Raw genomic sequence first — 21565 nt, 5'->3', positions numbered from 1 at the left:
TTTCTCCTCATTTTATTCTAATTTTACTTTTAATTTATCTCCATTTTTTATTACTTTATTTGACGATATGGATTGATCTTTTACATATCCATTACCTTCAATTTCTATATCTATCCCTGTTAATTCCTTGTACCTCAATATGTCAGTTTTTGACCAACCTTTAAAATTTGGTAAAACGATATTTTCTGTACTAGTAACAACAAATACTTTATCATTTACATTAACAATACTACCTTCATTAGGAAATTGTTGTAAAACTGTTGTTCCATTACCTATTAATACTGTATTTTCTGTATACTTAGATAAATTAGAAACAACACTATTAGTACTTTGACCAACATAGTTATTTATTTTATATGTTTTGTTATTAGATTCAGATTTTTCTTTTTGGACATTAAGATAATCTAGTATGTTGGTCATAATAGGGTTAAACAATTCTTTAGTTGAATTACTGTAGTTTTGGACAGCATTTTTTGTTGGTAATTTTATAGCAGTATATAAAATAACTTCAGGGTTTTCACTAGGTGCATATCCTATAAACGAGTGCATAACTTTATAAGGACTAGAATAATAAGTTCCAGTTTCAGGATTAACTAATTCTGCAGTTCCTGTTTTTCCAGAAACTGTATATCCTTCTAATTGATATTTTGAACCACCATTAGCCCATTCACCATTAACAACTCCGTATAATTCTTCTCTAGTTTTTTCGGCAGTTTCTTTTGAAATAGGGTTTCCTACAACTGTACGCTCTCCTTTGTTAACATCTACATCATTTGTTTTATCATGAATTTTTTGAAGAAAATATGGTCTTAACATTTCTCCATCATTAACAATTGCTGTTTCTGCTTGTAACATTTGAATAGGAGTTACTGTACTACCTTGTCCAAAGACAGTTGTAGAAGCTGAAACTTTATTACCAAAAGCTAGTTCTCCTCTAGATTCATTTTCAAAAAGTGAACTTGTTGTTTTTCCAAAACCGAATTTCTCTAATCCATATTTTAGTTTATCCGTTCCTAGAGATTCTAACATAGTCAACATTAGAGTATTAGACGATTCTTGGAATCCGTGGCGATAAGTAATTGTTCCCCATCCTACTCTATTGTAATCTCTTATTACCGCATCTTCTACTTTATACGATCCCGATAAATATGTTTTGTTAGGATTGTAAATACCATTTTCTATCATAAGGGCTAACGTATAAGTTTTCATAGTAGATCCAGGCTCCAAAGCAGAATTATAAATAGCATTAGTCCATGCGCTAGAAATATTTTCTTTAGTATTAGGATTAAAAGCAGGTGTTTGTCCTATTCCCAAAATTTCCCCAGTTTTTGCACTAATAGCTACTGCAAATGCACTTTCTGGTTCATACTTAGATTGAATATCAGACAGACTGTTATCTATAAAAGTTTGAATATTTTTATCAATAGTTAAATATATATCAGATCCATCAACAGGTTTAATTTCTGTAGTTGGCTCATTAGAAACTACCCTTCCCCAAGCGTCTCTAGCATAAATAATTCTTCCGTTTTTTCCTCTCAAATAATAATCAAAAACTTTTTCAATACCTAAACGTCCAACAATTAAATTACTATCATCAGACGATTGAGCAAAGCCTAAAAAATTACCTAAAAGCGTTCCATTAGGATAGTAACGTTTAGTAGTTGTTTCAAATTTTAAGCCCGGTAAATTTAAGTTCTCTATTTTCTTTTTGTTTTCTATACTTATATCTTTACCATAACTACCAAATTCAACTTGATAAGCTTTATCATTGTTTAAAATATCTAAAATACTACTTTTATCTAAATTTATTATTTTTGACAGTTCTTCTGCGGTTTTATCCTTATCTACTACATGAAGCCGTTGTGCAGAATCATCTAATCCCTCAGAAGCTTTATCCGATAATACTGCAACTAATTTATATGATTCGATATTATCTGCCAAAATGCTACCATTACGATCATATATTTTACCACGATTAGGCTCTAATACTCTATCTACTACATATTTTTCTTGAGCTATTTCATTAAGATTTTGGCCTCTTATAGTTCCTAAAACAGTCATTTGTCCTATATTTAATATTAATACCCATACAAATAAAAAAACAAAAAGTATTGTAAATATCATTTTTGTTCTTTTTCTTGATATATAATCTTTTGTTTTTATACTTTTAGGATCTTCCAAAAATCTTAATGTCAACAATCTTAAGAATTTTTTCAATTATCTCACTACCTTTACATTATCTTTTTGTGTCTCCATTCCTAACAGTTCTGCTATTCCTCTTATTCTTTCGTAAGAAGACAAGTCATTTATTATAACTCTTTGCTCTTCAGTGTCATTTTTCATTTTTTTGATTTCAGATGCATTTCTAGTTTCTTGATTTTGTAAACTATATACTTCTCCACTATAGCTTAGCATAAAATATATAGAAACTATTATAACTACCGGTAATGCAATATACGCAAATATTTCCGGTCTAGTTAATGTTACTTTTTCTTCTACTTTTTTGACACCATATTCTCTGCTATATACTTTTAATGTCGCCACTTTTCTTATTCCTCTCTATTTTAATATATTTATCTTTGAATTTCCACTATTCTTAATTTAGCACTTCGTGATCTATTATTTTCCCCTATTTCTTTTTCTGAAGGTAACATAGGTTTTTTATTAATCAATTTTAACTTTTGTTGATATTCTGATGGTATTATAGGTAAATTTCTAGGTACATTTTGTTCTTTTGCATAAGAATTGAATATTTGTTTACACAGTCTATCTTCTAGAGAATGAAAAGTAATTACCGCTATTCTTCCGCCAATATTTACTAAATCTATAGCTTGTTCTAATGAACTTTCAAATACTCCTAATTCGTTATTAACAGCTATTCTGATAGCTTGAAAAGTCCTTTTGGCTGGATGCCCGCCTTTTCTTCTTGCTGCTGCTGGAATTGCTGCTTTAATAATCTCTACTAATTCAAAAGTTGTTTCTATAGGATTTTGTGCTCTTTTTTGTTCTATTTTTCTAGCAATTTGTTTTGAAAATTTTTCTTCCCCATATCTATAAAATATCTTTACTAATTCATGATAATCATAATTATTAACTACTTCATAAGCACTAAGTTCTGAATCAGTATCCATACGCATATCTAATCTAGTATCAAAATTATAGCTAAATCCTCTCTCAGGGGTATCTAGTTGAGGAGAAGATACACCCAAATCATAAAGAATACCGTCAACTTTTTCTATTCCTAATTTATTTAATTCATATTTAATATTTTCAAAATTTGATTTTATAAAAACTACTTTATCTTTATAATCTATTAATTTTTTTTTAGCATTTTCTATAGCAACTATATCTTGATCAAAAGCATACAATTTGCCAGTAGTAAGTTTTTTTAATATTTCTAGACTATGCCCTGCTCCACCCAGAGTACAATCAACATATATACCATCTTCTTTTACTGCTAAACCGTCTACAGCTTCATTTAGCAGCACACTATAATGCTTAAACATCTAATACCTCTCATAATTCTAAAAATCAAAATTTTCTAATTCTTCTGCTATCTCTTCGAATGTTTCTTCACTATCAACTAACAAAATATCCCATTTTTCTCTATCCCATATTTCTATTCTATTAGAAACACCATTTACAACACATTCTTTAGTCAATTTAGCATGTTCTATAAGAGATTTAGGAATATTTATACGTCCTTGTTTATCGATCTCTACTTCTGCAGCTCCAGAAAAGAAGAATCTCTGGAAAGCTCTGGCATTTTTTTTCGTTATTGGTAGTGATTTTATTTTACTCTCTATTTTTTGCCATTCTTGTAGTGAATATCCAAATAGACACGAATCTAGCCCTCTAGTTATTATAAATTTTGAGCCTAACTCTTCTCTAAATTTTATAGGCATACTAATTCGCCCTTTTGAATCCATTTTATTATTGTATTGACCGATAAACATAATTTCACCACCTTACTAATATAATTTACCACATTTCCCCACTTTTTTCCACTATTTATAAAAAATTTATTTATTTTTTTGAATAAATTATTAAAATTAAATTATTACTTATAATATAAAAATTAAAAAACACTATTTTAAAGAAAACAAAAAGGAGATTTACTCAAATTTGAGTAAACCTCCTTTTATTGTATTATCAATTATGATAAAATAAATTTTTCAATTTCTTCTTCTGGTAGAGAAGAATCCATTACTATTTTTAATTTAGTATTTCTTACTAACAATGCAGGAACTGTTTTTATATCATATTTATCTCTAAACTCTACTAAATTATCATCAAAAATATTTTCACTATCTACAAAATAAATAGTCTTTTCTAATTTGTCTGCTACACTTCTTAATTTAGGTGCAAATTTTCTACAAAAAGGACAACTAGAGCGTCCTACGAAAACTATAGTACCTTCTTCAAGCAATTTCTTTTGTGCCTCTTCTGACATTATCTTCAAAAAATTTTTTGTACTATCTTCAAAAGTTTGCATAATTTTATCCTCCTTAATGAATTAAAATTATAACACAAAATATAATTGCAATAAATTAATATTGCTCAATTAACTAAAAGTTATATGGAATATACGATAAGAACACTACTGCAAAAAATAATAAATAGAAAAATATAAACAGCCATTTTAACTTTACTATTATTGCAACATACTCTCTAATAAACGCACTAGGAATATAATAACTAGCTGTACTACAACCTAAACCGTCACCTTTCATTTTGATTCTTTTTGCATAAGTACTAGTTCTAAAAACATGATAATCATTTGTAACAAATAAAAATTTAGGATTATCTATTATCTGCTCTCCTAACTTTTTAGAATTAACTAAATTTTCATAAGTAGTTCTTGATTCATCCTCTAGGATAACCCTATCTGATGGTACATCTCCTCTGCTCTCAATATAATTATAAATAGCTTGGGCTTCAGATATCTTCTCATCAGACCCCTGTCCCCCACTAGCTATTAATTTTACATCTTTATTTTTTGATCGATGAAAAGCCTCAATTGCTTTATCAATTCTTTTACGCAGTAAAGGAGTTACAACTTCACCATTTATTAATCCTGCCCCATGAATAATAATAAAATCGTATGATTTATTTTTAGGAATAATATTATATAAAATAGAATAAAATAAATATCCTACAAAACTAAAAACAAATAAAACAAAAGTATAAAATATAAATCCATTTATTATAGATAACAAGGGATTATCAATCAATATAGAACGTATATAATTGTTATTCATATTAGTAATAAAGAAATTAATATAAAATAACAAAATTGAAATACCTAAAAATAAAGATAAAATATTAGTTTTTGAATAGCCTTCTTTTCTTAGAATAATAATACCATTATAAATCAAAAATATTCCCATAACGAGTATTGCCAATGGAATTCCTGCAAATCCTGCAATCAATAATATTGTATAAATAGTAGAATACCCAATATCAAAGAAGACTTGCAGTAACGAGATATAAAAGAAAAAGAGAAATATTATTAAAAAAATAGGATTTAATAAACTTCTCAAATCTTTATACATAGAAATTACAAGCATGACAAATACTATAAATGTAATTATATATAAAAACATAATTTCTCCTTTTGATTCAACTTAATATATACTATGTAATTATACCCAAAATTAAAAGTGAACGCAACAATAAAAAGATACTCAGTTTGAAATATCAAACCCAGTATCTTTTTTTCTTACATATTTTTTTCTATATGATTTACTAAATCACTAATTTTTTCTATATTACTAGCATCTTCATCAGAAAACTCAAATCCGTATTTATCTTCTATATCCATAACAACTTCTGCTATTTCAATAGAATCTGCATCTAAATCATCATTAAGACTTGACTCTAATTTTATATCTTCTTCATTTACATGTATGTGTTTTGTAATTATTTCTTTTAATTCTTCAAATATTCCCATAATTATTCTCCTTTTATTACCTCAATCATCTTACTATATAAATTTGTTTTATACATTTGCTTAGCTTGTTGAACAGCAAAATGAACAGCTTTTTCATCAGCAGAACCATGAATTTTTATTGCAGGTTTTTGTAATCCTAGTAATATAGCTCCTCCATACTCACTATAATCAAACTTTTGCCTAAATGTTTTTAAACCTGACTTTACTAAAAGTGCTGATATTTTAGTTTTAATATTTTTTAAAAATATTCCTTTAAGTAATCCACTAAATGAAATAGCTACTCCTTCAATAGTTTTCAAAATAATATTTCCTGCAAATCCGTCAGCTATTACAACATCATACTTGTGATTCAATATATCTCTGGCTTCTATATTTCCTTGAAAGTTAGTAATATTATCTTTTAATAAATTATGTGTTTCTTTATATAATTTATTTCCTTTTGTAGGTTCTGCACCTATATTTAATAACGATGTACTAGGATTATCTTTTCCATACATATAATTTATATAAAGATTTCCTAGTTTGGCATAGTTCAACAAATCATCTGGCTTAGCTTCCACATTAGCACCTAAATCTGTAAGTAAAAATTTATGATCAGTTACTGTTGGCAACATTGTTGCTAATGCTGGCTTAGCCACCCCTTCTATTCTACCTAAAATAAATAAAGAACTTGCCATAAAAGCACCTGTACTACCTGCTGATATAGATATATCTATATTACCATCTTGTTGATCTTGTAACATTTTTATCATTGTAGAATCTTTTTTTCTTCTGTGTACACGCGCTGAATCGTCTTCAATTAAAACCTCTTCTGTACACAATATTTTCTCTACATTGTTATTATTTGTTATTAAGTTTAAATCTTCTTGCAAACCATATACAACAAAAGTTATATTCTCTTTATTAGAATTAATATAGTTAATTAATTGTTGTTTATCATCTGCTCCTCTTAAATCTAATCCTATTTTCATGTTATACTGTTTCTTCTCCGATTAATTTTGCTTCAACCACAAAGCGTTCTTCCCAAACACCAGTATTATAATTATACGCATCACAAGTAAACATTGTTAGCTTTTTAGGTTCTCCTGGTTTTTGATCAAGTATTTCTACTTGGGTGTCTGTAACATTATAAATCTTTGAAACCTCATATGTCAATAGTCTATCTTTCGTAGCTATTTTTACTGTAGTTCCCATCTTTATTTTTCGCAAGTTATAAAATCTAATATCAATTCCTTGAACACTATGCCCCGCTAAAACTACATTTTGATCATCTAATGTTTGATTATGATCAACAGTAGCTACACCATTTATTAAGTTAATTTCACTATCACCTTGAAATATAGGCTCTTGAATTTTTAAATCATCTATTAATAAAATACCTAACATAGAATCTGTAAGTTTTATGTTAGATGAATTATCTGTAAATAATTTTTGCCACCATGGTATATTAACATCATTTTCGTTATTTTTATACGCTGTGATTATCTTATCATTAACAGAACCTGTTAAATATTCTCTAATTTTATCTTTAAATATTAAAACTCCTGAAGTGATTAATAGAACTACTATCAAGATATTTATTAAGATATTTTTTAATCTCTTTTTGTTCATTCTTCCTCCTAATCAAAAATTATTACTTTCTATACCTAAATAATTAAGCAATTTTTCTTTATTATCAGTAACCTCTATTATTTTTGATGACAATTTCTTAGCTAAATACATCAATTCTGTATCGTTCAATAAATCTGCTGCCCTAAAACTAGGTAATCCGCTCTGTTTCGTTCCGAAGAAGTCCCCTGGTCCTCTTTGCTTCAAATCAAATTCCGCTATTTTAAATCCATCATTTTCTAAACACATTATATCTACACGTTCATTTTTGCTATCACAAATTAAAATACAGTAAGATTGATGACTACTTCTTCCAACTCGCCCTCTAAGTTGATGTAATGTAGCTAAGCCGAATCTATTTGCATCAACTATCATCATAAAAGTAGCATTAGGAACATTGACACCTACTTCTATTACTGTAGTAGATATTAATATATGTATATCCCCTTTTACAAAACAATCAACTATATAGTCTTTTTCTTTATTAGTCATCTTTCCGTGCAAAATGGCTACTTTGTATTTATTTCCTAGGTAAGATTGAATTCTATCATACATTTCTTCAACATTTTTTAATTCAATTTTTTCAGACTCTTCAATTAAAGGACAAACTACATAACCTTGCCGTCCTTTATCTAATTCTAATACTATATTATCCAAAACGGAATTTAATTGTTTATTGGTTGCCTTATATGTATGAACTTTCTTTCTACCACGAGGAAGTTCATCAATAGTTGATACTTTTATATCCGTTATTAATGTAATTGCTAAGCTTCTTGGAATCGGTGTTGCCGTCATCATCAAAGAATTAACTTTTTCTCCTTTTTCTCCAAAAATTTTTCTTTGATTTACTCCAAATCTATGTTGTTCATCAGTAATTACAAATTTTAAATTTTTAAATTCTACATCATTTTGAATTAATGAATGTGTTCCTATGAGAACATCTATCTCACCAATCTTTAAAAGTTCTAAGATTTTTAATCTTTCTTTCTTTGGAGTACTGCTTGTCAATAACGCTACACTAATATTCAAATCTTTAAAAAAATTAAAAAATGTATCAAAGTGTTGATTAGCTAATATCTCTGTAGGTGCCATAATTGCTGTCTGATAACCTTGCTTTATTACAGCATATATTAAAGTAGCAGCTACTACTGTTTTTCCACACCCCACATCTCCTTGTAACAGCCTATTCATAATATAAGGGGATGATAAATCTTTTGATATTTCGTCAATAACTTTTTTTTGTGAATTAGTTAGATCAAATGATAAATTACTAATAAAGAAATTAACATCATCTTCAGACACTTTAACTTGATATTCTATATCCATTAGTCTAGTTGAAATATTTTGTAATTGTAACTTTAATTGATAATCAAATAGTTCATGAAAAGCAAACATTTTTTTTGCTTTATCAAAAGATACACTATTTTCTGGAAAATGTAAAGTATATAGTATTTTCTTTAACGGCCATATCCCTTTAAAATCTTTAGGAACAAAATTAATAATTTTTTTATTGGTTATGTAATTAAAACAATTTTCTACAATTTCTCTATATTTTTTTTGAGTTATTCCTTGCTTTAAATGATAACTAACTTCTATACTATCATCACTAGAAAAAGATAAGTCTTTTGAAGAACTAGAAATACTAGAAGCAGTTATAGTGTTATTTCCAATATTGTATGTTCCTTTTACAATAATTTCTTTTCCTTCAGTCAGATTTTTTTTCAAGTATACTTGATTGAAAAATACTATCTTTACTGAACCATTTTCTGTATGCAATGAAAAATAAGATCTACTTTTTTTATTACCATAAAATTGAGTAATAATTCTATTTTCTACTATTCCTCTAGTTACAACTTTATCACCTTGACTCAAATTATTAGAAAATTGTGATGTCATAACTACTTTATAAGGTATATTAAATAATATATCTTTAATACTATAAATATCCATACTATTTAATATCTCTGCAGTTTTAGGTCCTATTCCTTTTAACACAGTTATATTATTAAGCAATACATTATCCATTTCCTAATAATATACTCCTATATTCTTCTCCAGTTTTTGTTATTGCTAAGCCACCTTTAGCTGTTTCTTTTAAAGTTGGCGACATTTCTTGACCTATTCTATACATCGCATCCAAAACTTCATCAGCAGGAATTTTACTTTTTATACCACTAAGTGCCATATCAGCTGCCATAACAGCAATACTTGTTCCCGCAGCATTTCTTTTTACACAAGGGACTTCTACTAAACCAGCTACTGGATCGCATACCAAGCCCAATAGATTCTTTAAAGCTATCGCAAAAGCATGACCTGCCATTTCTGGAGTTCCTCCCATAGTTTCTACTATAGCTGCAGCTGCCATAGCACTTGCAGAGCCTATCTCTGCTTGACATCCACCTTCGGCACCAGATACAGAGGCATTATTAGCTACAACAAAACCAAAAGCGCCTGCTGTTAATAACATATTAACTTGTTGTTCATAACTAATATTGAACTTTTTCTTTAATATATGAATACAACCTGGTAATACACCCGCAGAACCTGCAGTAGGAGTAGCACAAATAATTCCTAAAGAAGCATTTACTTCGTTAGTAGCAATAGCAGCTATAACTCCGTTTAAAAAATCTTCTCCAGATATTGATTTTCCACTATTTACATATTCTTGTAATTTTTTAGCATCTCCTCCAGTTAAACCACTTTTTGACTTAACTCCTTGTATTCCATCATCTATTGCAGAAAGCATAATTTCTAAATTTTTTCCCATTCGACTCAGAATCTGTTCTTTTGTAGTGCCATTAAGTTCTATTTCTTGTTCTATCATTACTTCATAAATTTTTTTATTGTTGTTCTGTGCTTGAAATATTAAATCTTCTAAACTAATAAACATGGTGTACTCTCCTTATATTTGGGGTGAATATTTGATACTATCTACAAATTCTAATGACAATAAATAATCAACCACTTCGTCCTCATAATTTTCCATTTCTATATAGAGTAAATTACGTCCTTCTATTATAGAACTAGAAAATTTATAACTTTTTATATTTTTTTTAAAAGATAATATTGATTCTTCCAGTTCCTCTTTATTTTCATCGGTCATTTCAAAAAAGACAAATATCGTTGGAAAATCTGCAGAAATTTCCACATCAAATCCTTGTATTTCAAAAATAACCATTTTTCCTCCACCAATAGATTTTCCACTAACTTCCAAAAATTCACCATTTCCTTCTAATTCTATCGTTGTAGTGTTGGGATGTATGGGTGTTATTTCACTTTCAATAAATTTAAAATTTATCCCTTGAGATTTTGCATCTTCTAGACTTGTTCTAATCCCTTTGTCAAAAGTATCACACCCTAATAATCCACCTATAATTGCAATATCAGTTCCATGTCCTTTATACGTATCTTTAAATGATCCATACAAGGTAACTTCTATATTTTGAGGTGAATTGTTGAATAAATTTCTAGTAAACAGTCCTATACGTGCAGCTCCTGCTGTATGAGAACTAGATGGACCCACCATTATTGGTCCTATAATATCAAATACACTTCTAAATTTCATACTTTTATCTCCTTACAAAAAGAAGTATAAAGTAGTAATACTCTATACTTCTTTTTTTAAACCTCTATTATTGTAGGTATTATTACTGGTGTTCTTCCAGCCTCTTTTTCTAAGTAACTACTTAACTTATCTATTATAGTTTGTCTAATGTTGTACATAGTACAAGCTTCATTTGACATTAAAATTGAAGAAATTTCTTCCTTAATTACTGATTTACAACTATCAATTAATTCTTTTGAATCAGTGTTTTGTATAAATCCTCTAGAAATAATATCGGGATTGCTCATTAATATCTTTTTATCTATATTTAGCACGATAGATACTATTAATGCACCTTTTTCAGAAAGTTCTTTCCTATCTCTTATAACTACACTTCCTATATCACCTATACCTAAACCATCAACATAAACATCTCCGGCTTCAATCTTTCCTGCTACTCTTGCACTATCCTTAGTTAATGCAAGAATATCACCATTACTTAAAATAAACGTATTTTCTTCCTTTACGTCACATTCAACCGCAGTTTTTGCGTGCATAACTTGCATTCTATATTCTCCATGAATAGGCATAAAATATTTAGGTTTAATTAATCTAAACATTAATTTTTGCTCTTCTTTAGCTCCATGTCCTGAAGTATGAACATTGTTAATACTAGATGTGATGACATTAGCGCCTAATTTAGAAAGTAAGTCAATATTTTTATTAATTGATACTGCATTTCCTGGTATAGCAGAACTGGCAAAAACTACAGTATCAGTAGGCATTATAGTTATTTTTTTATGAGTTCCGTGAGCTATTCTAGTTAGTGCTGCTAACTCTTCTCCCTGTGTTCCTGTACATAAAATTAGCAACTTATTTGGATCAACTTGCTTTAGATGTTTAGGATTTATAAAAGCATCTTTAGGTGCTTTTATATAACCTAACTCGGTTCCAATTTTTATTGCTTTTTCCATTGAACGTCCAAAAACAGCTATTTTTCTATCATGTTCTATACAAGCTTCTACTACTTGTTTAACTCTAAAAACATTAGAAGCAAATGTAGCAAAAATAATTCTATTTTTTACTTTTCTCAAAATATTAGAGATAGTAATTCCTACTTCTTTTTCACTCATAGTAAATTCATTTCGCTCAGAGTTTGTAGAATCAGACAGTAGGCATAAAACTCCTTCTTCTCCTACTTTAGCCATTTTGTACAAATTAGCTGGTTCTCCTACAGGTGTAAAATCAAATTTAAAATCACCTGTATGAACAACTTTTCCTTGCGGGGTATTTACTATAATTCCAAAAGCATCTGGTATTGAGTGTGTAGTATTGTGAAATTCTATTTTTAAATATTTAAAATTTAATACTGTATCTTCATCTATTTCATGAAATTCAGCCTTCGATAATAAATTGTGTTCTTCTAATTTAGATTTTATTAATCTTAACGCTAAAGGGCCTCCGTAGATAGGCAAACTTACATTTTTTAATAAAAATGGTATTCCTCCTATATGATCTTCGTGACCATGAGTTATTATTAATGCTTTTACTTTATCTATATTTTTCTCTATATAACTATAATCCGGAATTATATAGTCTATACCTAACATATTATCTCCGGGGAATTTAACTCCAGCATCAATAATTATTATCTCATCACGATATTGAATAGCATAAGTATTTTTACCTATCTCTCCCATACCACCTATAGCTGCTATTCCTACTTCGTGTTTATTGATAAATCTATCCATTTACCTTCTCCAATTTGAAATTAGCAGATTCTTTTTCAAATTCTAAATACTTTTCTCCTAATTCTTGTACAAATTCTATATTATAATTTCTATCATCTAAATATTTCAAAACTTCTGGAATACTTTCTGCTTCTACATATATTACTTCAGTATTTTCTCTTACTGGTATTTCTTGTGAATTTTCTTGATAATATACTTTAAAAATTGCCATTATATCTCTCCTATCATATTTTTTATTATATTAATTGTATAATCTATTTCTTCAAAATTAGTATTTCTATTTATAAATGAAAATTGTAAAATATTTTTTTCTCGTAAATATGAGCTATTATAATGAATAAATATATTATTTATAGATAGCGAATCCCCTATATTAACACTAGAAAACTCCTTAGGTACTTCTACTGTCAAAATAACTGGCGATAACTCTTCAGTATTTATTGACATAATAGGTAAATTCAATTGCTCTAATTTAGCTCGCATATAATTATATTTTTTTACTACATTGTTGTACGGAGTGTCTGATTCAAATTCATCTAAAGCTGAATTAAGCGCTTCTATTAATAAAGACGGTTGTGTAAACGGTATAGAGCTTAACTTATTAGCATAGTATAAATCTAGATAAATAGTTTCTTTTTCTAATTCTACTAATTCACAATTAGTCCCAACTATAGCCAATCCTGCTATCGAACAAAATGCCTTTCCAGATGAACAAGCCACATAATCTACATCTGAATAATTATATTTTATTGCACCCACTGCCGATATAGCGTCAACAGCTAGAACTAAATTATATTCCTTTGCAATATTAATTATTTCATCCAAATTATTCAAAATTCCAACACTAGTTTCGTGATGAACTACATATATAAACTTATAATTATTAGCTACAACATCTTTACGTAATTTTGCCAAATCAAAACTTTCTCCAAAGTCAACAATATAACTGTCATAGTCTAAAGCATGTCTTTTAGCTTGATTAACTAATCTATTTCCAAATTCTCCATTTGCTAAAATAACACCTTTTCCTAATTTTCTTTGTGCTAATTGAGCTAGTATTGCTTCATTGGCTAAAGTTCCTGATCCATGCAAAATAGTTACATCTTTAACATTTAAAATATTTTTTACTTTCCTTAATGTGTCTAACGTTAAACTAACAAATTCTTTACTTCTATGAGAATAAAGTTGTTTAGAGAACTTAGTCAATACATTTGAGGATAAATCTACTGGCCCTGGCAAATAATTTATTCTCTTTTGTGTAGATAACCTATCTACTATTCTATTACTTTCTCTTAAATCAAGTACCATAGGTATATACTGAGCATTCTCTGTACCTACATTATCGTGAAATCTAGAAAACCCTATATGACTATATAATTTTTCTTGGCGAGTTGTTCCAGATATAAAAACTAAATCATATGAATGTTGAGCTATATAATTAAATGTTCTCTCTAACAACCCAAAAAAAGCTTTTGTCTTTCTATATTCTTCCTTAATGGCCAATAACCTAATTTCTACTGGATTTCTAAAATCCTTTTTATAAACTTTCTCAATACTTCCTAATTTTTCATCTAACGAAAAAGGTCTCTCTGAATTTAGAGCAATCATAGCCACTATCTCTTCATTTTTCTTAGCTATTATATATGTATTTTTATCATGAAATTTATCTACTAAAATTTTTCCGTCATTTTCTTTATGCTGAGGAATTTCATCAACAAAAGTTGCGTAGTTTAATTTAAATATTTGATTATATTCTTCCTGTGTGTTAGCTATTTTATAAATCATATTCTTCCTCATATTTTATTTAAAAATTTCCTAACTTATATGATACCATATTGTTAAACATTTTTCAAACAAACGTTCTAACCAAGATATTATAAATTATTAAAAACTAATAAAGATTTAGTTAAAAAACTAAATCTTTATTGTCTTATATAATTAAAAATTTTTTCATTAAAATATTCTTTGATTTCTTATAGCTGTTTTTAAATTAGTGCATTCATTTATAGCTTTGGCTTCAATTGCTTTTTTAGTTTTAGCTGCTAAGAAACCTTTATATTTAAGTCCCATTGCAGCAGCTATTGCATCTTTAGAGCCTAGTGAACAAACTACTCCACGATTAATATATTTAAAGTTAGGTGTTGAATTACCTTCCAATCTATTTACTATATGTTTTGCTACATAAGTACCCATTTGACAAGCTATTTGTGCAGTTGTAGGGTATGGTCTTTCTTGTCCTTCTTCTATAAATGCAGCACAATCTCCAACTATATAAATTTCTTCTAAACTTGGAACTGTTAATTGTTGCGTAGTTACTAAACGTCCATTTTTAGATAATTCTGGGAATGTAGCATCCATAATTCTACTTCCTTTAACTCCAGCAGTCCATACTAATGTGCTAGCTAACAATTCACGACGTTCTCCATCTACTTCAATAATAAATCTATCTGAAGTAGCTCCTTTTATACCAGCTCCTAGCAAAATCTCAATTCCACGATCTTCTAAAAATTTTCTTGCATAATCACTATATGATTTTTCAAACATTGGTAATAGTACTGGAGCGGCATCTAAACCATAAATTTTAACTAATTTTTCATCAATACCGTATTTTTTACACAATTCTTTTCTAGTTTCTACTAATTCAGCTAAAAATTCAATTCCGGCTAATCCTGTACCGCCTACTACTACAGATATATCTTTAATATCTTTTTCTTCTGATTCTGCATATTTTTTGAAGTTATCTTCTAAACGTTTTGATATTTTTTCAGCAGCATTTACGTCTGTTATAGGTAAAGCATTCTCTAACATTCCTTCAATACCGAATGTTTGTGTTTCAAATCCTAGCCCTACTACTAACAAATCAAAATCAAGTTCCTGTTGCTTTGTATATACGATTTTTTTCTCTGTATCAATTTTTATAACTTCATCTTGAACAAAATTTACACCATCTGTTATAATGTCTTTTATTTCAATACAAATATCTTCTCTTTTGATATTTCCAGCAGATAATTCGTGTAAATTAACAGTATCATAGTGATAAGAATTTTTGTTTACTAACGTAACCTTAACTTTTCCTTCTTTTGCAACTTTTTTTAATCCTTTTAATGCAGTTAATCCTCCGTAACCTGCTCCTAATATTACTACATTTTTCATTTATATTCTCCTTTTTCTCTTTTCTTTTTAAATATAGTATTTAATTAATAACAACAACCACGACCGCAACAACCATCTTTTTCGTCATTTAAGTCAGATATTATGTTAGGGTTATCTAGTGTAAAATTTTCTCCAGATTCATCCATTATGTAATCGATATTTAAACCATTCAATAACAATTCGTCCTCTTCATTTACAATAATTTTTAAGCCATTATAATTATAAATCTTATCATTTTCTAAAGGGTTTTGTACTATATCCATATTATAATACATATTAGTTCCTTCTAATTCCAATGAAATTTTTAGAAAAGAATCCTGTTCACTTGCATCAAATAGCATTTGTTTAAATTTATCGATAGCTATATCTGTAATTGATATTAATTGATTTTTTTCAAAATCCATGTTATTCCCTCTTTTATTTTTTATACTATCATTATAACTGTTTTTATAGTAAAATAATAGTCTAAAGTTTTATTTTGTAAATTTTTTTTGAAAATATAACTAATTACAAGATACGAGGTTTTTTTACAATGAATTCTGAGTTAAATATTATAAACAAAATTAAATTTGAATTAGAGAAAATAAGACCTAAACTAAAATTAGATGGTGGAGATATAGAATTTATTAATTATAAAGATGGTATATTAAAAGTTAGAATGTTAGGTGAGTGTTCTACTTGTTCTATGGTTGATATTACTATGAAATATGCTATTGAAGATGTTATAAAATCTAAGATACCTGAAGTCAAAAAAGTTTTAAACGTTAAAATAACTATTAATTAAAAAACGAGCAGTATAAAATTTTACCGCTCGTTTTACTATTAATTTTATTGTTAAGAAACTCTACATCATAGGCATCTGTGGTGTAGTATCTTCTTCTGTGATATCTGCAACGACAGCTTCTGTAGATAAGAATAAACTAGAAACACTTGCTGCATTTTGTAATGCTGAACGTGTAACTTTTGTAGGATCAACAATTCCTGATTTTATCATATCTACCCACTCTCCAGTCGCTGCATTATAACCAAATCCTACTTCCGATTCTTTTAATTTAGCTACTATCACGCTACTTTCTACTCCTGCATTTTTTGCTATTTGACGTATTGGGGCCTCTAATGCAGTTTTTATAATATTAATTCCTGTTTGAACATCACCTTCCGCACGTAGTTTCTCTACTTCTGAAATTACTTGAATAAGTGCTGTTCCCCCACCGGCTACAATTCCTTCTTCTACTGCTGCCCTAGTAGAATTTAATGCATCTTCTATTCGTAATTTTCTTTCTTTTAACTCTGTTTCTGTTGCAGCACCAACTTTAATTACAGCAACTCCTCCAGAAAGTTTAGCTAGACGCTCTTGTAATTTCTCTCTATCAAATTCTGATGTTGCCTCTTTATGTAACGATTTTATTTGATTAGTTCTAGCTATTATTTCTTCTTTATTTCCTTTTCCGTCTACAATTACCGTGTTATCTTTAGTTACAGAAACTTTATTAGCAGTTCCTAACATAGTGATATTAGCATCTTTTAAATCATATCCTAAATCACTAGTTATTAACGTAGCTCCTGTTAGGATAGCTATATCTTCTAAGATAGCTTTTCTTCTTTCACCAAATCCTGGTGCTTTTACTCCTACTACATTAAATACTCCTCTAAGCTTATTTACTACCAATTGCTGACTAGCTTCTGCCTCAAAATCATCTGCTATAATTACTAGTGGCTTAGACGCTTGAACAAGTTCTTCTAATAAAGGTAAGATTTCTTGAATATTAGTTAACTTTTTGTCTGTTACCAAAATATATGGATTATCTAAGTTTGCTATCATTTTTTCTGTATCAGATACCATATATGGCGAAATATAACCTCTATCAAACTTCATTCCTTCTACAATTTCCAAAGTAGTTTCTAAACCTTGCGATTCTTCAATAGTAATAACACCATCATTTCCTACTCTTTCCATTGCTTCTGATATAAAAGATCCTATTTCTTCATCTGCTGCTGATATAGAACCTACTTGAGCTATTTTATCTTTAGAATCTACAGTTACGCTAATTTCTTGTAATTTTTTTACAGCTACTTTAACTGCTTGCTCCATACCTTTTCTAAGTCCTATAGGATTAGCTCCAGATGTTACGTTTTTCAAACCATCTGTTATCATTGCTTGTGCCAAAATAGTTGCAGTAGTTGTCCCATCTCCTGCAATTTCATTAGTTTTATTAGCTACTTCCGCTACTAATTTTGCTCCCATATTTTCATAGGGATCTTCTAATTCAATTTCTTTAGCAATAGAGACTCCATCATTAGTAATTAGTGGAGAGCCAAATTTTCTATCTAACACTACATTTCTTCCTTTTGGACCAAGAGTTACTTTTACTGCATTAGCTAATTTATCAACCCCTCTTTTCATTGACTGACGTGCATCTTCCGAGAATTTTATTTCCTTTACCATATTTCCATTCCTATCTATAAATTAATCTAAAATTGCTAATAATTCTTCTTCATTCACTACATAAAATACTTCATTATTGTAGTTTACTTTTTTATAATTATCAGAGAAAATAACTTTATTTCCTTTAGTTAATTCTCCTCCATTTTCTACTGAAAGTACGCTAGCCTCACCAATAGCATATATTTCTCCTATATTTGCATTAGTATCATTGGTATTTAATACGATACCACTTACAGTAGATTGTTTTTCTTCCACCTTTTTTAAAATTACATTATCAAATACTGGTTTAATCATTTTATTCTCCTATCTAAATAATAAAACTATTAATTATTTTTTACAAAATATATTACTATACTCTTTTATAAAAGTCAAATAAAGTCAATTATCCCGAATTTCTAAGTCCCGTCGCAATTCCATTTATCGTCGTATGAATTATTTGTTGATAACTTTCTAATATTTCATTAGTTCTTTCTCTTTTTATTAACTCTATTTGAATATAATTCAATGTATTAAAATATGGTAATCTATTTTTCAAACTATATTTTAAATATTCATTATCAGCTAATAATTCTTTATTATTTTCTATTTGTAAAATAACTTTTTTTGTAAGTTGCCATTCATTATAAATAATATCAAACACTTTTTTTGTATTTTCATTATTACTTAAATTAGCATATTCTCTAGCTATTGTCATATCTGTTTTTGACAATACCATATCTACATTAGATAACAACGATCTAAAAAACGGCCATTTTTGATATATTTCTTGCAAAATTTTAATATTATTTTTATCTTTATCTATATATTGTTTAAATGCTGATCCTACTCCATACCAACCTGGTAACATAACTCTATTTTGTGACCAAGAAAATACCCAAGGAATTGCACGAAGCCCACCTATTTCTGTAATAACTTTTCTAGCAGCTGGACGCGATCCTATGTTTAAACTAGAAATTTCTTTTATAGGCGTAGCTTCAAAGAAATAGTTATAAAAATCGTTATTTTCAAAAACTAAATTACGATATACATTATAACTTGTAGATACTATTTCATCAATAATAGCCGTGTATTCAGACTTTTTATTAGTTCTATCAATACTACCTATCATTCTATCAATAGTTGCTGATATCATAGTTTCTAAATTATAATATGCAGCATCTTTATTACCATACTTAGTCCCTATTACTTCTCCTTGCTCAGTAATTCTAATTTTATCGTTAATGCTTCTTAATGGTTGAGATATAATCGCCTCATAACTAGGTCCTCCACCACGACCTACAGTTCCTCCTCGACCGTGGAAAAATGTTATATTAACATTATTTCTATCACCTACATCTGCCAAATTATTTTGTGCTTTATAAAGTGTCCATCCAGATGATAAATATCCACCATCCTTATTGCTATCAGAATAACCCAACATAATTTCTTGATAATTATTATTACTATTAATCCATGTTTTAACTACATCTAAAGCTAAATAATTCTCCATAATAGCGACTGAATTATCCAAATCTTCAATAGTTTCAAATAGAGGAACAATTTGAATTCTAGAAAAGTCTTTATCAATTAAATTAACTTCTTTTAGCATAACTGCTAACTCTAACAAATCAGAAACACTGGTAGTATGAGAAATTATACTCTGTTTTATAATTTCATCACCTAACTTGTCTTTTAATTCTCTTGCAGTTTTTAATATTGTTAGCTCTTTGACTAATAATTCTGATTTTTTTACATTCGTAGACGATAATAATCTAGGTTCATTTGTTAATTGATTTAACAAAATTTTACATTTATCTTCTTCTGTAAGATTAGAGTAATTAGAAACTACATTTGCAGATTTTAGCAACTCTGCCACACATTCTTCGTGAACACTTGAATCTTGACGAAGATCAATACTTGCTAAATAAAAACCAAAAATTTTTACCGCTTGAATTAATTGCTCAAAATCTCCATCAATCATAACATACCCACAATTTTCTTCTAATGATTCTTTTACTATTAATAAATCAGCTAGAAATTCTTGTGATGTTTTGTAAAATTTTCCATCTTCGTTATTTATTTTTTCATTAAAATAATACTTAGTATTTTTTAATTTAGTTTTTATTTCAAAAATTGCTTTTCTATAATATTCTTTTTCTCTAAATTCTGAATTATCGCCTGATTGATTTGCCAATTCTTTTAATTTAATAGAAGTATTTACTAATGAGCTAGACATAGAATATGAACGATAGAGTTCATCTAACTTTTCTTCATAGTAATTAACAATAACATCAAACTGCAAATTAGCTGCAATTTTTAGCGTATCAGCAGTTACATAAGGATTACCATCTCTATCTCCACCTATCCACATTCCCATCGTTATTGGCGTTGATTTATCTAACTTTATCCCTTTGTCATTTGCTAATTTTCTATATTTTATTGTAAGATTAGTTATGGCATCTATAAGAGAAGTATGGTAATACTCCATAACATTACTTATTTCATTCGTAACTTTTAATTTTTTCTCTCTTATTATGTCTGTTTGCATAATAATTTCTACATATTTTTTTAATTCATTATGCCACTTTTCTTTATTAATAAGGCCTAATTTAACATCTCTATGTTTCCTTAATAAATTATGTATTTTATTGTTCAAATCTAACATACTTTTTCTTTGGACTTGTGTAGGATGGGCTGTTAAAACTGGAACAACATTAACTTTCTCTAATATATCCTTTGCATTAGATAATTTAGAAACATCATCAATAGTTTTTGAGATTTTTCCTAAATATTCTTTGTTAACATTGTTTTTATAATTTATCTCATAAGCTAAGTCAACATCTTCTGAAATATTTATTAATAACGGAAGAATAGAAAAAAATCTAGCAACTATGTCAATTTCTTCATCATTTAGTTTTTCTATTTCTAAATATAATTTTTCATAATCATTATTATTAGCTAAGTCTTTTATATATTTTATTTTTAAAAACGTTTCTTTTGACGTCATTTTTTCTGTAGCTTCTTCTAGAAGTTTTGTAAGTAACTCAATTTCTTCATTTATGATTTCTTTATTCATACTACTTTCCAGTTTTTTTATTGTCACCAAAGTTCACCTCAAATTATAAAAAATA

At 28.2% G+C, this 21565-nt stretch carries 21 protein-coding genes; 1 reads left to right on the top strand and 20 read right to left on the bottom strand.

Going from position 1 to position 21565, the window contains the following annotated elements; translation table 11 throughout:
- Positions 1 to 12: 12 nt before the first annotated feature.
- The 17 genes from AC1XWJ_RS00480 to AC1XWJ_RS00400 all read right to left on the bottom strand — a co-directional run bounded on the left by AC1XWJ_RS00480 (position 13) and on the right by AC1XWJ_RS00400 (position 16413).
- Positions 13 to 2217 carry a penicillin-binding transpeptidase domain-containing protein gene (locus tag AC1XWJ_RS00480; RefSeq protein ID WP_483333815.1) on the bottom strand — a complete coding sequence of 735 codons (2205 nt, stop codon included), beginning with the start codon at positions 2215 to 2217 and terminating at the stop codon, positions 13 to 15.
- A complete protein-coding gene (locus AC1XWJ_RS00475; RefSeq protein ID WP_483333814.1) occupies positions 2218 to 2544 on the bottom strand; it encodes a cell division protein FtsL in 327 nt (108 codons plus the stop codon). It lies immediately after the preceding gene.
- A gap of 29 nt (positions 2545 to 2573) precedes the next feature.
- Complete coding sequence (gene rsmH / locus AC1XWJ_RS00470) at positions 2574 to 3506, bottom strand: 16S rRNA (cytosine(1402)-N(4))-methyltransferase RsmH (RefSeq protein ID WP_483333812.1); 933 nt, start codon at positions 3504 to 3506, stop codon at positions 2574 to 2576.
- 18 nt (positions 3507 to 3524) lie between these two features.
- Positions 3525 to 3956, bottom strand: coding sequence for a division/cell wall cluster transcriptional repressor MraZ (mraZ, locus tag AC1XWJ_RS00465; protein WP_483333811.1), 432 nt, complete (start codon positions 3954 to 3956; stop codon positions 3525 to 3527).
- Positions 3957 to 4156: 200 nt separating this feature from the next.
- Entirely contained in the window at positions 4157 to 4495 is a 339-nt protein-coding gene (locus AC1XWJ_RS00460) for a DUF6568 family protein (RefSeq protein ID WP_483333809.1), read from the bottom strand.
- Positions 4496 to 4568: 73 nt separating this feature from the next.
- Complete coding sequence (locus tag AC1XWJ_RS00455) at positions 4569 to 5606, bottom strand: YdcF family protein (RefSeq protein ID WP_483333808.1); 1038 nt, start codon at positions 5604 to 5606, stop codon at positions 4569 to 4571.
- 116 nt (positions 5607 to 5722) lie between these two features.
- Positions 5723 to 5953, bottom strand: coding sequence for an acyl carrier protein (locus tag AC1XWJ_RS00450; protein WP_483333807.1), 231 nt, complete (start codon positions 5951 to 5953; stop codon positions 5723 to 5725).
- 2 nt (positions 5954 to 5955) lie between these two features.
- On the bottom strand, positions 5956 to 6924 hold the full coding sequence (plsX, locus tag AC1XWJ_RS00445; RefSeq protein WP_483333806.1) for a phosphate acyltransferase PlsX: 969 nt from the start codon (positions 6922 to 6924) through the stop codon (positions 5956 to 5958).
- 1 nt (position 6925) lies between these two features.
- On the bottom strand, positions 6926 to 7564 hold the full coding sequence (locus AC1XWJ_RS00440) for a class A sortase (RefSeq protein ID WP_483333805.1): 639 nt from the start codon (positions 7562 to 7564) through the stop codon (positions 6926 to 6928).
- Between the two features lie 12 nt (positions 7565 to 7576).
- A complete protein-coding gene (gene recG, locus AC1XWJ_RS00435; protein WP_483333804.1) occupies positions 7577 to 9586 on the bottom strand; it encodes an ATP-dependent DNA helicase RecG in 2010 nt (669 codons plus the stop codon).
- A complete protein-coding gene (sdaAA, locus tag AC1XWJ_RS00430) occupies positions 9579 to 10451 on the bottom strand; it encodes an L-serine ammonia-lyase, iron-sulfur-dependent, subunit alpha (protein ID WP_483333803.1) in 873 nt (290 codons plus the stop codon). Before sdaAA ends, recG begins: the two co-directional genes overlap by 8 nt.
- A 12-nt stretch (positions 10452 to 10463) precedes the next feature.
- A complete protein-coding gene (sdaAB, locus tag AC1XWJ_RS00425) occupies positions 10464 to 11126 on the bottom strand; it encodes an L-serine ammonia-lyase, iron-sulfur-dependent subunit beta (RefSeq protein ID WP_483333802.1) in 663 nt (220 codons plus the stop codon).
- A gap of 56 nt (positions 11127 to 11182) precedes the next feature.
- Positions 11183 to 12856: a ribonuclease J1 gene (rnjA, locus tag AC1XWJ_RS00420; protein ID WP_483333801.1), complete on the bottom strand. Its 1674-nt coding sequence runs from the start codon at positions 12854 to 12856 to the stop codon at positions 11183 to 11185.
- A complete protein-coding gene (locus AC1XWJ_RS00415) occupies positions 12849 to 13067 on the bottom strand; it encodes a DNA-dependent RNA polymerase subunit epsilon (RefSeq protein ID WP_483333800.1) in 219 nt (72 codons plus the stop codon). Before AC1XWJ_RS00415 ends, rnjA begins: the two co-directional genes overlap by 8 nt.
- Entirely contained in the window at positions 13067 to 14641 is a 1575-nt protein-coding gene (locus AC1XWJ_RS00410; RefSeq protein WP_483333799.1) for an aminotransferase class V-fold PLP-dependent enzyme, read from the bottom strand. Before AC1XWJ_RS00410 ends, AC1XWJ_RS00415 begins: the two co-directional genes overlap by 1 nt.
- Before the next feature lie 168 nt (positions 14642 to 14809).
- Positions 14810 to 16009, bottom strand: a complete 1200-nt coding sequence (locus AC1XWJ_RS00405) for an NAD(P)/FAD-dependent oxidoreductase (RefSeq protein WP_483333798.1) — start codon at positions 16007 to 16009, stop codon at positions 14810 to 14812.
- Positions 16010 to 16053: 44 nt separating this feature from the next.
- Positions 16054 to 16413 carry a HesB/IscA family protein gene (locus AC1XWJ_RS00400; protein ID WP_483333797.1) on the bottom strand — a complete coding sequence of 120 codons (360 nt, stop codon included), beginning with the start codon at positions 16411 to 16413 and terminating at the stop codon, positions 16054 to 16056.
- Between the two features lie 128 nt (positions 16414 to 16541).
- Between AC1XWJ_RS00400 and AC1XWJ_RS00395 the strand changes: the two genes are divergently transcribed.
- Positions 16542 to 16793, top strand: a complete 252-nt coding sequence (locus tag AC1XWJ_RS00395) for a NifU family protein (RefSeq protein ID WP_483333796.1) — start codon at positions 16542 to 16544, stop codon at positions 16791 to 16793.
- Between the two features lie 60 nt (positions 16794 to 16853).
- On the opposite strand, the gene groL is transcribed toward AC1XWJ_RS00395, so the two are convergent.
- The 3 genes from groL to ppc form a co-directional block, all read right to left on the bottom strand.
- On the bottom strand, positions 16854 to 18455 hold the full coding sequence (gene groL, locus AC1XWJ_RS00390) for a chaperonin GroEL (RefSeq protein ID WP_483333794.1): 1602 nt from the start codon (positions 18453 to 18455) through the stop codon (positions 16854 to 16856).
- Between the two features lie 21 nt (positions 18456 to 18476).
- Positions 18477 to 18749, bottom strand: a complete 273-nt coding sequence (locus tag AC1XWJ_RS00385) for a co-chaperone GroES (RefSeq protein WP_483333793.1) — start codon at positions 18747 to 18749, stop codon at positions 18477 to 18479.
- 88 nt (positions 18750 to 18837) lie between these two features.
- Entirely contained in the window at positions 18838 to 21537 is a 2700-nt protein-coding gene (gene ppc / locus AC1XWJ_RS00380) for a phosphoenolpyruvate carboxylase (RefSeq protein WP_483333792.1), read from the bottom strand.
- Positions 21538 to 21565: the final 28 nt, after the last annotated feature.

The sequence above is a fragment of the Gemelliphila sp. 1F1 genome (genome assembly GCF_056897515.1).
Note: the sequence above shows the minus strand (reverse complement) of the source record. Positions and strands in the feature narration are given on the sequence as shown.

Bases quoted from the DNA above. Each gene is read 5' to 3' on its own strand.
- AC1XWJ_RS00400 (WP_483333797.1), bottom strand. From the start codon at position 16,413: ATGGATTTTGAAAAAAATCAATTAATATCAATTACAGATATAGCTATC.
- plsX (WP_483333806.1), bottom strand. From the start codon at position 6,924: ATGAAAATAGGATTAGATTTAAGAGGAGCAGATGATAAACAACAATTA.
- sdaAA (WP_483333803.1), bottom strand. From the start codon at position 10,451: ATGTTTATTAGTTTAGAAGATTTAATATTTCAAGCACAGAACAACAAT.
- groL (WP_483333794.1), bottom strand. From the start codon at position 18,455: ATGGTAAAGGAAATAAAATTCTCGGAAGATGCACGTCAGTCAATGAAA.
- AC1XWJ_RS00450 (WP_483333807.1), bottom strand. From the start codon at position 5,953: ATGGGAATATTTGAAGAATTAAAAGAAATAATTACAAAACACATACAT.
- sdaAB (WP_483333802.1), bottom strand. From the start codon at position 11,126: ATGAAATTTAGAAGTGTATTTGATATTATAGGACCAATAATGGTGGGT.
- mraZ (WP_483333811.1), bottom strand. From the start codon at position 3,956: ATGTTTATCGGTCAATACAATAATAAAATGGATTCAAAAGGGCGAATT.
- recG (WP_483333804.1), bottom strand. From the start codon at position 9,586: ATGGATAATGTATTGCTTAATAATATAACTGTGTTAAAAGGAATAGGA.
- AC1XWJ_RS00405 (WP_483333798.1), bottom strand. From the start codon at position 16,009: ATGAAAAATGTAGTAATATTAGGAGCAGGTTACGGAGGATTAACTGCA.
- AC1XWJ_RS00395 (WP_483333796.1), top strand. From the start codon at position 16,542: ATGAATTCTGAGTTAAATATTATAAACAAAATTAAATTTGAATTAGAG.
- AC1XWJ_RS00455 (WP_483333808.1), bottom strand. From the start codon at position 5,606: ATGTTTTTATATATAATTACATTTATAGTATTTGTCATGCTTGTAATT.
- AC1XWJ_RS00385 (WP_483333793.1), bottom strand. From the start codon at position 18,749: ATGATTAAACCAGTATTTGATAATGTAATTTTAAAAAAGGTGGAAGAA.
- AC1XWJ_RS00460 (WP_483333809.1), bottom strand. From the start codon at position 4,495: ATGCAAACTTTTGAAGATAGTACAAAAAATTTTTTGAAGATAATGTCA.
- AC1XWJ_RS00440 (WP_483333805.1), bottom strand. From the start codon at position 7,564: ATGAACAAAAAGAGATTAAAAAATATCTTAATAAATATCTTGATAGTA.
- AC1XWJ_RS00410 (WP_483333799.1), bottom strand. From the start codon at position 14,641: ATGATTTATAAAATAGCTAACACACAGGAAGAATATAATCAAATATTT.
- rsmH (WP_483333812.1), bottom strand. From the start codon at position 3,506: ATGTTTAAGCATTATAGTGTGCTGCTAAATGAAGCTGTAGACGGTTTA.
- AC1XWJ_RS00415 (WP_483333800.1), bottom strand. From the start codon at position 13,067: ATGGCAATTTTTAAAGTATATTATCAAGAAAATTCACAAGAAATACCA.
- rnjA (WP_483333801.1), bottom strand. From the start codon at position 12,856: ATGGATAGATTTATCAATAAACACGAAGTAGGAATAGCAGCTATAGGT.